The following is a 14,618-nucleotide window of genomic DNA, read 5'->3' on the forward strand; positions in this document are numbered from 1 at the left end:
CCGGGTCCAAAAACGGAGTTCGAATCCAATGCCCACCGACATCTTCATCAAGCGCAGCGGCAGCCTCGAGGTCCAGCACCGCACGCTCGAGACGCTCGACCTTGCTGCCCTGCAGAAGGAGCTCGACAAGGCCTTTGGCGCCGGCTCGCTCTACCTCGAGGACGAGAACGAGCCGCTCTCGCCCGGCCGCCACATCGATGCCCCGACTATTTTTGTCCACCACAGCCACTGCAAGCGGATTGAGGTCACCGTCCGCTATGCCGGCCGGAACTTCGAGCACAAGTTCGGCCCCGGCACCACGTTGAAGACGATCAAGCGCCGGACCGAGAAGAGGCTCGACATCGACGCTGCCGACGCCGCCGAGCTCTCGCTCCAGATCGCCGGCACCAACGACCGGCCGGACGAGGCGACCCATGTCGGCTCGGTGGCCGACCCGACGACCTGCTCGGTCGTCTTCGATCTCATTCCCTCCGATAGGATCAATGGCTGAGATGACGCCCGATCGAGCTATGTTCGAGCGTGACCTTGCCGCGGCGCCCTTCCTCGAAGGCGTCGCGCGCAAGCGCTGGGCGCTCGTCACCGTAAGCTGGCCGTACGCGCTCTTTGCGATCACCGCCCGCGACGGCGAAATCTTCCACCTGCGGATAAACCTCGATGGCTATCCTGCGGCCCTGCCGACCGGCGGGCTGTGGGATCCGGCGACGGACGCCATCCTCGGCACGGATCGCTGGCCGAAGGGCGACGCCGTCTTCGGCAGCGTGTTTCGGCGTGACTGGCAGGGGGCGACGGCGCTCTATTTCCCGCTCGACCGGGTGTCGCTCAATGGTCACCACGACTGGCCCGCTAGTTACCCGCATCTCCGCTGGCAGCCGGAAAAGGGCTTTGTCCAGTATCTCGGCGAAACTCACCGCCTGCTCAACTCCCGTGGCTATCATGGCATCTGACGGCAAGCCCCTCCGCATCACGTGGCTCGGATGGTGGCGGCTCGTGCGCCAGCTCCGCCGCCGCGGCGGCGGTCGGCGCGAGAGCGGCGCCTTTCTGCTCGGACGGTGGGGCGAACAGGGCGGCGCGATTCGCGAGGGCGTCTTTTACGACGATATCGACCCCGGCGCCTTGTCGCACGGCTATGTCCGTCTCGCCGGCCCCGCCCTCAACATGGTGTGGGAACGTTGTGCCGAAACCGGCCTTGAGGTGCTGGCCGACGTGCACACCCATCCGGGCCGAGCCGACCAGAGCCCGTCCGACCAGGAACACCCGATGGTGGCGATCAGGGGCCATATTGCGGTGATCATCCCCAACTTCGCCCGGTCGGCGCTGAATCTGCGCGCGGTCGGTGTCTACCGCTATTTAGGCGCCCGGAAATGGATCGTGCTGCCGGCACCGAAGCCCGACTGGCGCGGCCTCACTTTGGAAGAGGACAAGTAGAATGAAGGAAGCAGACTTTGCCGCATTTCTCGACGGCTTCAACCGGCTCGCCAAGCTCGATCTCGACCTTGGCGAGGCAAGTGACCCGGAAGCGGCCATGGCGCGGCTGAAGGGCTATGCCGCTCATATCCGGGTCGGTGCTGAAGTCGCCGGCAGCACTGCGCATCAAATCGCCGTGCTGACGCTGGTCAACATCCTGTCACGCTTCGCGCTCGGCGGCGTGACCCTGTCCGGCATGCTCGACGCACCTATGTTGGCGCCTTGGCCAAGTCGGACCCTTATGGCGGCGGTCGAGACGCTGGGTGGCGCCGCTGGCGAACCGGCCGGTGATTGCCCCACCGCCGTCGTCGGCACCGCAGATGACGTCGTCGACCGCGCCATCCAGCTGACCTTCGAGGGATGGCGTGGGGGCATCGTCCCTGCAGGCGCCTCCCGGCTCGATGAGGCAAAGGGGACGGCAGTGTCCGCCGTACTCGCTGCGGCGATCGGCGCGGCGGAGATCTTCGCCATACTGCGCGAAGAGGTAGCCTCCGGCCGTCGCCCGCGTGGTCTGTCGATCTGGCGGCCGGACGGTGATCAGGACTGGTTGTCGCCGGCAAGCGATGGGCCGCCGCTTCTCTTTTTGCCAAACCGCCTCTGGATCCTTGGACTTGGCCATCTCGGACAAGCCTTTCTTTGGTCGCTCGCCATGTGCCCTTTTGCCGATCGGGCAGAGGTGAGCCTAGTCCTTCAGGACATGGACGACATCACCAAATCGACAGCGAGTACTTCTATTCTAACTATGAAGGCGGCGCGCGGCCGAAAGACCCGAGATGTCGCCCGCACGCTGGAGGCAATGGGCTTCTCAACCGTGATCATCGAGCGGCCATTTGACGACCAATTCAAGCGCCGGCCGGAGGATCCATTGGTGCTGATCTGCGGCGTCGACAATGCCCATGCCCGCAGCCAGCTCGAAGCGCCTGGATTTCCGCTCATCGTCGAGGCCGGGATCGGTCGGTCCACGCAGGACTTCCAAGCGATCCGGCTCCACACCTTTCCGTCCCGTCGAAAAGCGGCCGAACTCTGGAGGACAGAGATGACGGACGCGACGGCGGTGGTCGCCGAAACGCGGGGATATCAGCGTCTGCGGGAGCGCGGCGTCGACGAATGCGGCCTAGCTCGGCTTGCGGGCACCGCGGTTGGCGCCCCCTTCGTCGGTACCGTAGCCGGCGTGCTGATGCTCGGTCAGATCCTGCGGCTGCTGCACGGCGACCAGGTCGATGCGGTGATCGACCTCGATTTGCGGGCGCTCGATGCACGTCGCGTGGTGCCGAACGCCAATCCGCTCGCGCTCAATCCGGGTTTTCAAATTTGCGATGTCTGATTGCGCGGTGACGGGATTTGCTTCGACTTCATAGTAGATCAGGTCGATAGTTAACTTATCGTGCCTGTAAAACGTCACCATCTTTGATGGTGTTGAGCGTGATTTTCGACAGGACAGATGGGTTGATAATTGCCATGCCTAATGTGTGACGAGTTCTGTGCATTTCTGCAATGAGGCCGACCGACTGCAGACTGCCCGGTCTTGGGTATTGGGACTAGTCAGCTGTCGTATTGGTGCCGACCTTCATTTCCGTCGTTTCTAGATCGCTAAGAACTTTCCCAAATCCGCCGTTCTTGACGAACCGAAATGTCGGCTCGGCCGGAATTTGCTGGAAGATGTCTCTAGATCCGAAGCTAGCGACGCCAAACCTGCTTAGACACTAGATGGTCGATGGCAGCCTGATCAGCGATGAAGTTTGGTAGTCCCTGCGAAGCTACGCATCTTTTCAAGCGCCCGAATTCTTTTGTCCTGTTTCCCGACGAGGATTGCTTTGAGTCCTTCAGGGTCGCTATCCGCCTCAAAAGTTCGGCTTCGCCGTCGGAGCTCAGGGTATAGAACCTGTCGATGTCACGAATGATCGAAAGCAGCAAACCCACAAAGCCCACTACGTTAAAGAACGTTAGGAAATACTCTGAATTGACTAACGATAAGGATGGCTTAAACCGCAATCCCAATGCGTCCTTTGACACTACCTCGTCCACAATACGAAAGCAGTGTGGGATTTTCGGATCGAAGTCGCCATGCGCAATTGTGTTCCGAAACTTTTTAAAAAGCAGATAAGTTTGCATCTTTTCCTCGAAATCATCGAGGATGTTTCTATTTTTTGCGTCGGCTGGAAAGTTCGGCAATATCCTCGAAACCATGTATGGGGACGTAGGCAGCAGCGTCATCGCATTCTGCCAGTGATTCTGCGAGGTGGTAGGAGAATACGTTGGCGGCGTGGTGCTGAAATCGATAGCCTTCGACGGAAATTGGAAACCTTTCTCGATAATTCTTGCGCTGGAGCTTGGCCCGACCAAGTCTTGCACAGCACCAGTAAAGTTCTCGAATATCGAACAGGACACCAAAAACATCATCTCGCCGACTGCATCGCGCTGGCGTTGCCAAGTGACGTTGCTAACGGACTCACGCAGGTCCATGCGGCGTATGGCCGTCTCATTCGTTGGGAATTCGATAAAGGAGAGTACTGCGTCTCTGACCGGCATAGGATTGGCGAGATGAGCGAAATGCTTCGTCGTCTGTCGGAATTGCCACGCGCCAGCTAACGCAGGATACGTTAGGATTAAGAGGTTTGTGATCCGATCGTGTGCGTCGCGAGACTGTTCGAGAAACAAGGTATTCTTGTTCCCCATGTTGCCGGCTTCAAACAATGCAGTCCGCCAACTCATAAAGTTTTTCCTCTGTTTTCATTAAAAGACACAGCCGAGCCCCTAGCTTGGCGTGATCGAATCTTCAGGTTGTTTGAGTAAGCCATGGCGGCGCTGGAGATACCAGCGCCCTTACAACGTAGCTGCAAAACCGCAGCTGGCTGGGTCCGCCTTGCCATGCGTCATTGCAGGAGTGACCTTTCCTCAAGCCGCCAAGAAATGGCCCGCATGGCCTACCTTTAGGTGATCATCTGCTTTTGGGAATCTGTCGCGGATGCCTCAACGACCGAAATGGGGCGTAAAGCAGTCATCAGGAGAAAAGTTGCCTAATGCCGTTATAAGGCCGAATGCTGACGTCCGCTCCCAGCCTAGGTTATGGTGGCGGTGACTAACAAACCGAACTTCTCGAGCAGCGGGCCGAATAGTTCACTTGGAATAATGGCTAACCGCACTGCGTCAACGGCCGGGTGAGAAAACACGCGACATTGCCGTCTCAAAGCGAGTTTCTTTGTAGAAGTCCGCTAGCAGTGGCACTATGAAAAACCGATATCGTATTGAAAAAATAAATGTTTTTTAGGAGGGGTAGTTAGGGCCTTAAAAGCGGCTGACTTGTTGGCGGAGGGAGAGGGATTCGAACCCTCGATACGGTTTCCCGTATACACGCGTTCCAGGCGTGCGCCTTCAACCACTCGGCCACCCCTCCTGCGAAACGAACGGCCGGAATACACCGGAGTTCACCTCCGATGCAAGGTGCCGTGAACGACGTTGCGCGGCGCTTGGCCTCGAATGACGTACGGACTATGTAGGAACCGTCGGTAATTTCCGCGAGGTCCGGGCGATGCTGCGTTTCCTGTCCCGTTTCATTGGTCTGTGGCTCATGGCCGGGGCGCTCGTCGCGCTCGTCGTCGACGGCGCCAAGACCATTGCGTCGGGAGCCGTCGTCACCACCGCCGTCGGCCAGATGTGGTATTCGGTCAGCCCGGCCACGCTGAATGCGGCCCAGGCCGGGATCCAGCGCAATGTCAGCCCGTTCCTGTGGGATCCGATTATCCAGTCGATTCTGACCGCACCGGGATTTGTCGTGTTCGGCGTGCTCGGTACGCTATTGTTGCTTGCAGGCCGAAAGAAGCGCGAGCTCAAGCTCTCGGAGCTCGAGATCGGCTGATTCCCGCGCCGGCGCGGAGTGCAACGGTTCTCCCGCCGGTCCGTGACCAGGAGGCGCACCATGTTTCTGTTCAGGAAGTCGGTAGCGATGCCCACGCCCGCCGAGGCACTGCCCGGAAGGCCCGAGGCGATTCCCACCGCCGCGACCCATTTCGTCAACGAGCGCGCGCTGAGCGGCCCCTATCCGGAGGGCCTGGAGACCGCGACCTTCGGTCTCGGCTGTTTCTGGGGGGCGGAGAAGGCGTTCTGGACCCTGCCTGGCGTCTGGGTGACGGCGGTCGGCTATGCCGCCGGCCTGACCCCCAACCCCACCTATCAGGAAGTCTGCAGCGGCATGACCGGCCACAACGAGGTCGTCCGCGTCGTCTTCGACCCCGCCGTGATCTCCTACGAGGCGCTGCTGAAGCGATTCTGGGAAAGCCACGATCCGACGCAGGGCATGCGCCAGGGCAATGACGTCGGCACCCAGTATCGCTCCGGCATCTATGTCGAAACCGAGGCCCAGCGGGCCGCCGCCGAGGCGTCGAAGGATACCTACGAGGCGGAGCTGAGGGCGCGGGGCTTCGGACCAATCACGACGGAGATCGTCGACGCGGGGCCGTTCTACTTCGCCGAGGACTATCACCAGCAGTACCTGGCGAAGAACCCCGGCGGCTATTGCGGCCTCGGCGGAACCGGCGTGGCCTGCCCGGTCGGAACGGGCGTTTCGGCGGGCTAGGGTATCTGCGGGTTAGGGGGCCAGCCAGGGTATCGGTGGGCCCGCGCTATCGAGCACTATTCAGCGTAAAGACTTCGACCGGCTCGGCGATGCCGCGAAGGTCATGGCTCGCGTGCGGGATCATCACGTCGGGCACGTGCGCGGCGAAGGCCGCCGAGGCGAGCACCGTGTGCGGCAGCCGCTTTGACAGGTCCTGCAGTCGGCTCGTCAGGTTCACGGCCGGACCGATCACGGTGAAGTCGAGCCGGGTGCGGGTGCCCACGTTGCCGTAGCCCACATCGCCGTAGTGAAGACCGATGCCATACTCGATCTCGTCCCGCGGCAGGTTCGCCGCGTCGGCCACGCGATAGAAATTCCGGTCGGTGTCGGCCGCCGCCTCCAGCGCCGCCCGGCAGGCCTCTTGCGCGTCGGCGCCGGGGAACACCGCCAGCACGCCGTCGCCCAGGAACTTGAGGATTTCGCCGCCCTGCTTCTCGATCGGTTCGCCGAGCACGTCGAACCATGCGTCGAGGAGCCGCACAGTGGCCGGGCCGGGCATTCGTTCCGACAGGGCGGTGTAGTCGCGCAGGTCCGCGAACAGGATCGCCGCCGACACAGTGAGGAGATCGCCGCGATTGATCAGCCCCTCGAACACGCGCCGGCCAGACCGCGGCCCGACATAGGTGTCGAGCAGGTTCACCGCGATCTCGCGCACGGCCAGGCGTTCGAATTGCGGACCGATCACCGCGACGGCGGCGGTAATCCGGTCGAGATCGCGCTGGCCGAACCCGTCCGGCGCCTGTGTGGCGAAAGAGATGACGGCCGTGCGGTTGCGATCGATGAAGGGCAGGGGGTGGATCACGTAGTCCGTTCCGCCCCCGCGCTTCAGAGCGGCCAGGGTCGGCATGTCGGAATCGGTCTCGTTGAGACGGATGCGCAGCGGCGCGCGGCTCTCGTCGACCAGCCGCACCGGGCTGTTCAGGTAGTCGGGCTGCCGCGTCACACCCTCGCGGTCGCGCTGGCGCGTGTCGATGCGGCCCTCCGCCCAGGTCACCGTACGACCGCTATGAACGGGGTGCAGGGTCTCGATGCCGACGAATGTTCGCCATAGCGGCACCCCGAGTTCGCTCAGTCCGCGAGAAAGGGCATCGAGCAACTCCCCGAAGGTCGGCTTACCGATACCGGCGAAATGCAGCGCCAGCCGTTCCGGCAGGTCGCCGAGCTGGGTGGTGCACCGGGCATCGGCGCCGGAAAGGTCGGAAACGACAGGTGGGATCACGGACGCGGACGCGGAATCGGTGGCTTGGCGAGCGGTGCGGTCGCGGCCGAGGCGTCGACCACCATCCGGCAATCCCGCGGCAGATCCGCCATGGTCAGCGGCGGCTTCGGCTTCGGTTTCGTCCCGGGCTTCGCCGGCGTCCACGGCGCGTCGCTCAGCCACCAGTCGAGCTCCTTGCCGCAGCCGTCGCCGGGTGGCGGAGGATCCTGGTTCTTGCAGCCCGAGCTGCCGCTGGGACAGGCGATGCGAACATGGAAATGATAATAGTGCCCCCACCAGGGCCTGACAGTCCTGAGCCAGCCGCGATCGCTGCCGGCGAAATCGCACAGCGCCTTCTTGATCGCGGGATGTACGAAAATACGCTCGGTCTCCGGCTGCTTGGCGGCGCGACGGATCAGCGCGGCGTGCGCCGGCGTGAACAGCTTCGGATCGACCTCGCGAACGCCGTCCTTGAGCATCGAGGTCGCGGAGATCTCCTCCCGCTCGGTGTTGCTCAGGGTGCGGCGCGGCATGGGCGTCAACCAGATGTCGGCATCGAGCCCGATCTGATGGCTTGCGTGACCCGATGTCATCGGTCCGCCGCGCGGCTGCGCCAGGTCACCGACCAGAAGGCCGTTCCAGCCTTCCGATCTCGCCCCGACGGCAATCCGCTCGATCAGCGAGATCAGCACCGGATGGCCCCAGTTGCGGTTGCGCGACAGGCGCATCACCTGCCAGGCCGGGCCGTCGACGGGCAGCGGCATCGCGCCGGCGAGGCAGCCGCGGGCATAGGAGCCGATGGCGCGTGCGGCAAGCGGCGCAGGGTCCTTGGCGCGTCCGAACAGGTCCTTGGCGGCAACCTGCGCGGTCGCGGGCGCGGTTGAAAGGCCTATGAAGCCGAGCGCGAGCGCCAAGGCAAAAGCCGGGGCAAGCGCGGCGGCAGGAATGCGTCTTGATACAGAACGGCGTGTCATGGCTCGCATATCGGCACGGGACGGCCGGGTTCAAGGTTGGCCAGTCCCCGACATTCCCCGCATCTATGCTCTGCCCGCAATGTAAACGGGTTGTTAATCCCGAGGCAAACCCGCCGGCTCGGGTATCGCGCCGGGCGGGTCGATCTCGACGGTCGCGTGATTGACACCGAACGCCGTCTTTAGCCGCGCCTTGACCGCGGCGATCGCGGCGAAGCCGTCGGCCCCCCGGGCGAGTTCGACGTTGAGCGTAACCAGGGGGCGGTTCTCGTCGAGGGCCCAGACATGGACGTGACGCACGGCGGAGATACCCTCGACGTTGCCCATCAGCGCGTCGCGGATGCTCTGTGGCTCCAGCCCGACCGGCGCGCCCTCCAGCAAGATATGGCCGGATTCTCGGGCGAGCTTGAGGCCGGCCCTGAGGATCAGAAGCGCGACAAACACAGAGAGGATCGGATCGATCGGCATCCAGCCGGTCCAGAGGATCACCGCGGCTGCGGCGATTGCGGCAACCGAGCCGAGCATGTCACCGGCCACGTGGATCAGCGCGCCGCGCACGTTGAGGCTTTCGCGCTGGCCCCCCATCAGCACCACAAAGGCGATGATGTTGACGGCGAGGCCGAGGACGGCGACGACCATCATCGGTCCGGCAAGCACGGTGACGGGATCGGCAAAGCGCTCGGCGGCCTCGATGACGATGAAGGCGGTGATCATCAGGATCGCGATCGCGTTGGCGAAGGCGACGAGCACAGGCAGGCGCCTGTTGCCGAAGGTGCGCCGTTCGGTCGGCTCGCCGCCCGCGACGCGGAAGGCCCACCAGGCGAAGCCGAGCGACACGGCGTCGATCATCATGTGCGCGGCGTCCGCGATCAGCGCCAGCGATCCGGTCATAATGCCGCCGGCAGCTTCGGCGAACATGAACCCGCCGGTCAGAAGCGCGGCGATCCCGATCCGGCGCTGATTGGCGCCCGACGTGTGCGAGTGGCCGTGTTCGTGCCCGATATTGCGCGCCGCGGCGTGTCCTTCGCTTTGATCGTGGCCGTTGCTCATTCCACTCCGGTTTTCCAGATTAGGTTAGTCGGATTGCAATGGTTCCCAGGTAGGCTGTCTTTACGCGTGGATTGAGATTTTTAGCAGTGAAAGCGTCCGCTGAAAAAGGGCGCAGGGAGACCGGGGCGTCCGGTGGCCGCCAAGGGCGGGAGGTTAGTCATGCGCAGACTATCGTTTCTGGTCCTCGTTCTCGGTGTGCTGATCGCGCAGCCGGCGTCGGCATCGTCCGATGTCGTCGCCAAGATCTCGCTGTCGAACCAGACAATGCAGGTCTACGTCAACGGCCTGCGCCGATACAGCTGGCCGGTTTCGACGGCGCGCGGCGGCTATCGCACGCCGACCGGCAAATACAGGCCGATCAGGATGCACAAAACCTATTACTCCAAGAAGTATCACGGCTCGCCGATGCCCTACTCGATCTTCTTTCATGGAGGATACGCGATTCACGGCACGAATTACGTGAAATCGCTCGGCCGCCCGGCGAGCCATGGCTGCGTGCGCCTGCATCCCTCCAACGCGGCGGCCCTGTTCAGCCTCGTCAAGCGGCACGGCGCCGGCAACACGCAGATCGTGATCACCCGCTGACCGAGACGGTCGGTCCCTCCGGTTGCCGCCACCGTCACCGGGCACCCTTGCCATCAAAGCCGCAATCCTGTCTGCTTCCGGCTGCTATGCGCGCGAGGAGGCCGATATGCTGACGCCGATATGGGGATTGCCCGAGCCGATCATCGGATTCGAGGCGAGCGGGCATGTTACCAACGCGGACTACAAGGAGCGGATGATCCCCGCGCTCGAGAAGGCGATCGCCGAGAAGGGAAAGATCCGCTTTCTCTTCGTCCTCGGCGAGGCCTTCGAGGGCTACGAGCCGACGGCCATGTGGGATGACACCTTCTTCGGCCTCAAGCACATGAAGGATTTCGAGAGGATCGCGGTGGTCACCGACGATTCCCTCTATGCCGGCGCGATCCGGCTGTTCGCGCCGATGATGCCGTGCGAGGTGAAGGTCTTTCCGCTTGCCGATCGCGACGCGGCGAAGGCCTGGGTCGCCGAGTAAGGCGACAGCATCGGCCTACCGCTGACCGCCGGGCCGGGATACCGAGAGAAATGGACTCGCCTGGGCATCATGGGAAAAACCGTCGCGATCTTGCTTGGCCTTGCCATGATCGTTCACCTGATCCGCCCGCTCGGGCTGCCCGGCCTTCGGAAACGGTCTGATGCCTGGAAGATAGCCGTCTTCGCCCTGTTCGCCATGGTCGTGCTCGTCGGCATACGGCCCGGCTAGGTGGCGCTGGCGCGCTTGGGGCGGCGGCCCCGTCTTTTGCCCATGAGGCGGACCGGTGTGGTCGCGATACAGTGCCGCGGTGGCGAATCACTTGGACGGCATCGAGGTTCTGCCGTCATCGCTTGGGTTCGGGTGCAATTTTTGCGCGAAGTGACCGGATACCGTTAGCGAATTTGTATATTTGATATGAAAAATATCAATCTCAAAGCCCCGCCGCTATTTCTTTGACATGCAAATTAGGCGTATCCTTCCGCAGGGGTATTGATCGGGGGAATATTCGGCTCATCGCAATGGCGCAGGAAGACACTGCATCGAGCATCGCCGATCTGGTCGAGCGATTGGGGCGCCTCGTTCGCTCCAGCGGCTATGTCCAAGGCCTGAACCCGGCGCAGTGGGAAGCACTGCGCTATCTCGGGCGATGCAATGGCTTCTCGAACAATCCGTCCGCACTCGCCAGTTTCCTGTCTGCGACGAAGGGCACGGTGTCTCAGACGGTTTCGTCGCTCGAACGGAAGGGGCTCCTCACCAAGGCCCCGCGCGCCGGGCAGGGGCGTGCGCTCTCGCTTATCCTGACCGCCAAGGGCCGCGCCATGCTGGACAGCGACCCGATTGCCGACCTCAAGGCGGCCGCGGTGGAACTCGGCTCCAACGCCGCCGCGCTCGATGGCCAGCTCAAGCACCTGCTCGCCGAATGTCAGGCGCTCTATGGGGTTCGCACCTTCGGCAAGTGCCGTACCTGCCGCCACTTCGAGAAACAGATTCCCGAAGGGGCCTTCGATCGCTGCAGTCTCATGGGCGCACGGATCGAGGCGACCGAGGTCGATCGGATCTGCGCCGAGCATACCCCCCGCGAGATGGCCGGCGTCCGCTGATTTTCCGGATCCGCTGGTCGGGCGAAGCGACCCGGAGGGCCGCCCCGCGTTTCGTGGTGTCCTGCCTGGCGCGCCTCAGGAGCCGAGCACCAAGGAGCGCATGTCCAGCATGCGCTGCTCGCTCGCCTTGGCGTAGTCGGACGCCTTCTTGCGGAAGCCGACGAAGGACTCGTAGGTCTCCTTGGCAAGCGGATTGGCGTCACCGATTTCGGCGAGCACCTTTTCGGACTCCGCACCGAGCGCCATGACGATCTCGTCCGGCCACGTTCTCAGCTCGACCCCCTCCTTCTCCAGGATCGGGCCGAAGGCCTCCGCGTTGTGGTAGGCGAAGTCGGCATAGGTTTCCATCGCCGACGCCATCGCGGCGCGTTTGACGATCTCCTTCAGGTCGTCCGGCAGTGCGTCGTAGGCTGACCGGTTGACGATCACCTCGAGCGCCGGTCCGGTCTCGTGGAAGGCGGGCATATAGTAGTACTTGACCACCTTGTAGAGACCGAAGGCGAGGTCGTTCCACGGGCCGATCCATTCGGCGGCATCGATCGTGCCGCCCTGCAGCGCGGCGAAGATCTCGCCCGGCGGCAGCAGCACCACGCTGACGCCGAGCCGGCGCATTACCTCACCGCCGAGGCCGGCGATGCGCATCTTGAAGCCCTTCAGGTCGTCAAGCGTGTTGATCTCCTTGCCGAACCAGCCGCCAGCCTGCGGGCCCGACGAACCGGCATAGAACGGCAGCACCCCGAACGGCTCGTAGGCCCTCTCCCACAGCGCCTGCGCCCCGCCGTAGTAGAGCCAACCGGCATGTTCCTGGGCGGTCAGCCCGAACGGTACGCCGGTGAAGAAGTGGAAGACGGGGTTCTTGCCTTGCCAGAAGTAGGAGGTACCATGCCCTATTTCCGCGGCGCCCGACGACACCGCGTCGAAAACCTCGAACGGCGGGACCAGTTCGCCAGCGCCGAACAGCTTGACCGTCAGCCGGCCGTCGGACATGACGCCGATCATGTCGGCAACGCGCTGCGCGTTGACGCCGACGCCGGGCGTGTTCTTCGGCCAGGCGATCGGCATCTTCCACTCGATCTTCTCCTGCGCCCTGACGACCGCCGGCGCGGCAAGGGCGCCCGCCGCCCCGATGCCAGCGGCGCCGAGAAGCCGGCGCCGGTTCAATTCGAACGTTCTTTCCGTCATCGATTGTTCTCCCTCGACCTGCCAAATTTTTGCCCGCGCCGCCATCCGTTCGTCCGCACGGATCGGTCCGGGGACGGATGCCATCTGGAGGCGCCATTTCTCACTACCGGTTCCGCAAGGGCAGGCCAACCACGGAGATTCGCATAGCGGCCGGGCGCGGTCATGGACCGCCGCACGGCACTGCGCGTGCTCCGTGCCGGCACGTGTCGCGGACCGACACGACCGGAGTGCCGCAAAATGTTGTTGCGTTTTTGTGGATCGAACCGGATTCACAGTGCCACTGGAAAGTGCGAGAGAAAGGTTGGCCGGTGTGAGGACGCCCTTGTCCTTGAACCGGATTTCGGTGTCGCAATGACGTTGACCGCAAGTTGGCTTGGAGAGCGAAATGGTGCTGGTGTCGAAAACGAGAAACGCTATCGCAGTCGGATTGGCACTGCTTCTCGGCGGTGGACTGGGGGCGGGTGCGCTCGCCCAGGAAGCGCCGCCGTCGAATGCGCAGCCGTTGAGCGCGGTCGAGCTGCACAAGCTTTATCGCGACAAGACCTGGACCTGGGAGAACGGGGCGGTGCGCTTTGTCGACGACGGCCGCCGATTCCTCGCCTGGGTTAACGGCGAAAAGGGCGAGTCCTACGGCGAAGGCCGTTTCACGCTTTCGGATTCCGGTCGGCTCTGCCTGCGCGGCAAATGGACCGATACCAGCGGCACGCAGGCCAATACCACCTGTTTCCTGCATCGCAAGGCCGGCGGAACCATCTACCAGAAGCGCGAGAATGACGGCACCTGGTACATTTTCCGGCATGACCCGGTGCGGCCCGGCGACGAGGTCAACACGCTCACCGCGGACGACACCGTTTCGCAGCCTGTCGACGCGATCAAGCGGAAGTTCAGCGGCTGAGGCTTCACCGGATCTGACGAAGCGGCGCTGGGCATAGGTTCGGCGCCATGCGGCCAAACGCCCTTTGATTTCGCCGCCTTCAGGTCTATAATTTAGAAGACTTCTAAATTGAGGCCGCTATGCCGACACTGCTCAAACGCCGCTTTTCCGACCTCTCCGAGCGCGAGGTGCTGGCGCTCGCCATCGCCGCTGAAGAGGAGGACGGGCGCATCTACGCGACCTATGCCGATGCGCTGCGCGACGATTTCCCGGCGTCCGCCGAGATGTTCGACGCCATGTCGGCGGAAGAGAACGAGCACCGCCGCCGGCTAATCGAGCTGTTCCGCTCCCGTTTCGGCGAGACGATCCCGCTGGTGCGTCGCGAGGACGTCCGCGGCTTCCTGACACGGCGGCCATACTGGATGACGCGGCCGCTCGGCATCGACAAGGTGCGCGAGCAGGTCGGGGTGATGGAGGCGGAGGCGCGGCGCTTCTATCTGAGCGCCGCCGAACGCTCGACCGACGCCGGCACCCGCAAGCTGCTGGGCGATCTGGCCGAAGAGGAACGCCATCACGAGGAAGTCGCCGAACGGCTCGGCGAGCGGCATCTGACCGAGGAGGCCGTCAAATCGGAGAAGGAGGCCGAGCGCAAGCTGTTCCTGCTGCAGATCGTCCAGCCTGGCCTCGCCGGCCTGATGGACGGTTCGGTGTCGACCCTGGCGCCGCTGTTCGCCGCCGCCTTCGCCACCCACGACACCTGGCAGACCTTCCTCGTCGGTCTGGCCGCTTCGATCGGCGCCGGCATCTCGATGGGCTTCGCCGAAGCGCTGTCCGACGACGGCGCGCTGACCGGGCGCGGCAGCCCCTGGATTCGCGGCCTTGCCAGCGGCCTGATGACGACGCTCGGCGGGTTGGGCCACGCGCTGCCCTATCTGATCCCCCACTTCGGCATCGCTACCACCATCGCGATCATCATCGTCGTGATCGAGTTGTGGGCGATCTCGTGGATCCGCTACCGCTACATGGACACGCCGTTCTGGTCGGCGGCCTTCCAGATCGTGATAGGTGGTGCGCTGGTCTTCGCCGCCGGGATCTTGATAGGCAACGCCTGAC

Annotated in this window: 17 protein-coding genes and 1 tRNA gene; 12 read left to right on the forward strand and 6 right to left on the reverse strand. The window is 63.4% G+C overall.

Annotated elements, in window-relative coordinates; translation table 11 throughout:
• Window positions 1-28 precede the first annotated feature (28 nt).
• From ACSF9G_RS12785 to ACSF9G_RS12800, 4 genes are read left to right on the forward strand one after another with little or no spacing between them, the layout of a single operon-like run.
• Entirely contained in the window at window positions 29-490 is a 462-nt protein-coding gene (locus tag ACSF9G_RS12785) for a hypothetical protein (RefSeq protein ID WP_436642184.1), read from the forward strand.
• Window positions 483-944, forward strand: a complete 462-nt coding sequence (locus tag ACSF9G_RS12790; RefSeq protein WP_436642186.1) for a DUF7665 family protein — start codon at window positions 483-485, stop codon at window positions 942-944. Before ACSF9G_RS12785 ends, ACSF9G_RS12790 begins: the two co-directional genes overlap by 8 nt.
• Window positions 883-1,425 carry an MPN domain-containing protein gene (locus ACSF9G_RS12795; RefSeq protein WP_436642188.1) on the forward strand — a complete coding sequence of 181 codons (543 nt, stop codon included), beginning with the start codon at window positions 883-885 and terminating at the stop codon, window positions 1,423-1,425. The genes ACSF9G_RS12790 and ACSF9G_RS12795 overlap by 62 nt, the downstream gene beginning before the upstream one ends.
• 1 nt (window position 1,426) lies before the next feature.
• Window positions 1,427-2,788, forward strand: a complete 1,362-nt coding sequence (locus ACSF9G_RS12800; protein ID WP_436642190.1) for a hypothetical protein — start codon at window positions 1,427-1,429, stop codon at window positions 2,786-2,788.
• Window positions 2,789-3,141: 353 nt separating this feature from the next.
• Here ACSF9G_RS12800 and ACSF9G_RS12805 read toward each other — a convergent pair whose 3' ends face one another.
• Together ACSF9G_RS12805 and ACSF9G_RS12810 are read right to left on the reverse strand one after the other, a co-directional pair.
• Complete coding sequence (locus ACSF9G_RS12805; RefSeq protein WP_436642192.1) at window positions 3,142-4,176, reverse strand: hypothetical protein; 1,035 nt, start codon at window positions 4,174-4,176, stop codon at window positions 3,142-3,144.
• Between the two features lie 592 nt (window positions 4,177-4,768).
• Window positions 4,769-4,858 (reverse strand) — tRNA-Ser (locus ACSF9G_RS12810).
• Window positions 4,859-4,993: 135 nt separating this feature from the next.
• On the opposite strand from ACSF9G_RS12810, the gene ACSF9G_RS12815 reads away from it, so the two are divergent.
• Together ACSF9G_RS12815 and msrA are read left to right on the forward strand one after the other, a co-directional pair.
• Window positions 4,994-5,320, forward strand: a complete 327-nt coding sequence (locus ACSF9G_RS12815) for a hypothetical protein (protein ID WP_436642194.1) — start codon at window positions 4,994-4,996, stop codon at window positions 5,318-5,320.
• A gap of 60 nt (window positions 5,321-5,380) precedes the next feature.
• Entirely contained in the window at window positions 5,381-6,037 is a 657-nt protein-coding gene (gene msrA / locus ACSF9G_RS12820; protein WP_436642196.1) for a peptide-methionine (S)-S-oxide reductase MsrA, read from the forward strand.
• A 46-nt stretch (window positions 6,038-6,083) separates the two neighbouring features.
• Here msrA and ACSF9G_RS12825 read toward each other — a convergent pair whose 3' ends face one another.
• From ACSF9G_RS12825 to ACSF9G_RS12835, 3 genes are all read right to left on the reverse strand, one after another.
• Complete coding sequence (locus ACSF9G_RS12825) at window positions 6,084-7,295, reverse strand: adenylate/guanylate cyclase domain-containing protein (RefSeq protein WP_436642198.1); 1,212 nt, start codon at window positions 7,293-7,295, stop codon at window positions 6,084-6,086.
• Window positions 7,292-8,248 (reverse strand): penicillin-insensitive murein endopeptidase, encoded by a 957-nt coding sequence (gene mepA / locus ACSF9G_RS12830; RefSeq protein WP_436642200.1) that lies wholly within the window; start codon window positions 8,246-8,248, stop codon window positions 7,292-7,294. The genes ACSF9G_RS12825 and mepA overlap by 4 nt, the downstream gene beginning before the upstream one ends.
• A 93-nt stretch (window positions 8,249-8,341) precedes the next feature.
• Window positions 8,342-9,295: a cation diffusion facilitator family transporter gene (locus tag ACSF9G_RS12835; RefSeq protein ID WP_436642203.1), complete on the reverse strand. Its 954-nt coding sequence runs from the start codon at window positions 9,293-9,295 to the stop codon at window positions 8,342-8,344.
• 159 nt (window positions 9,296-9,454) lie between these two features.
• Between ACSF9G_RS12835 and ACSF9G_RS12840 the strand changes: the two genes are divergently transcribed.
• From ACSF9G_RS12840 to ACSF9G_RS12855, 4 genes are all read left to right on the forward strand, one after another.
• Window positions 9,455-9,880: a L,D-transpeptidase gene (locus ACSF9G_RS12840; RefSeq protein ID WP_436642205.1), complete on the forward strand. Its 426-nt coding sequence runs from the start codon at window positions 9,455-9,457 to the stop codon at window positions 9,878-9,880.
• Between the two features lie 106 nt (window positions 9,881-9,986).
• The gene (locus ACSF9G_RS12845) at window positions 9,987-10,349 is read left to right on the forward strand and encodes a SpoIIAA family protein (protein ID WP_436642207.1); all 363 of its coding nucleotides are present in this window, start codon (window positions 9,987-9,989) and stop codon (window positions 10,347-10,349) included.
• 69 nt (window positions 10,350-10,418) lie between these two features.
• Entirely contained in the window at window positions 10,419-10,577 is a 159-nt protein-coding gene (locus ACSF9G_RS12850) for a hypothetical protein (RefSeq protein WP_436642209.1), read from the forward strand.
• 290 nt (window positions 10,578-10,867) lie between these two features.
• Complete coding sequence (locus tag ACSF9G_RS12855) at window positions 10,868-11,449, forward strand: MarR family winged helix-turn-helix transcriptional regulator (protein ID WP_436642211.1); 582 nt, start codon at window positions 10,868-10,870, stop codon at window positions 11,447-11,449.
• A 75-nt stretch (window positions 11,450-11,524) separates the two neighbouring features.
• Here the strand turns inward: ACSF9G_RS12855 and ACSF9G_RS12860 are convergent, their stop codons facing one another.
• Window positions 11,525-12,631, reverse strand: coding sequence for a TRAP transporter substrate-binding protein (locus ACSF9G_RS12860; protein WP_436642213.1), 1,107 nt, complete (start codon window positions 12,629-12,631; stop codon window positions 11,525-11,527).
• Window positions 12,632-13,025: 394 nt separating this feature from the next.
• On the opposite strand from ACSF9G_RS12860, the gene ACSF9G_RS12865 reads away from it, so the two are divergent.
• Together ACSF9G_RS12865 and mbfA are read left to right on the forward strand one after the other, a co-directional pair.
• Window positions 13,026-13,526 (forward strand): DUF995 domain-containing protein, encoded by a 501-nt coding sequence (locus tag ACSF9G_RS12865; protein WP_436642215.1) that lies wholly within the window; start codon window positions 13,026-13,028, stop codon window positions 13,524-13,526.
• Window positions 13,527-13,645: 119 nt separating this feature from the next.
• Window positions 13,646-14,617 carry an iron exporter MbfA gene (gene mbfA / locus ACSF9G_RS12870; RefSeq protein WP_436642217.1) on the forward strand — a complete coding sequence of 324 codons (972 nt, stop codon included), beginning with the start codon at window positions 13,646-13,648 and terminating at the stop codon, window positions 14,615-14,617.
• The last annotated feature ends 1 nt before the right edge of the window (window position 14,618 follow it).

The sequence above is a fragment of the Microbaculum mangrovi genome (assembly GCF_051390635.1).
GTDB lineage: Bacteria > Pseudomonadota > Alphaproteobacteria > Rhizobiales > Tepidamorphaceae > Microbaculum.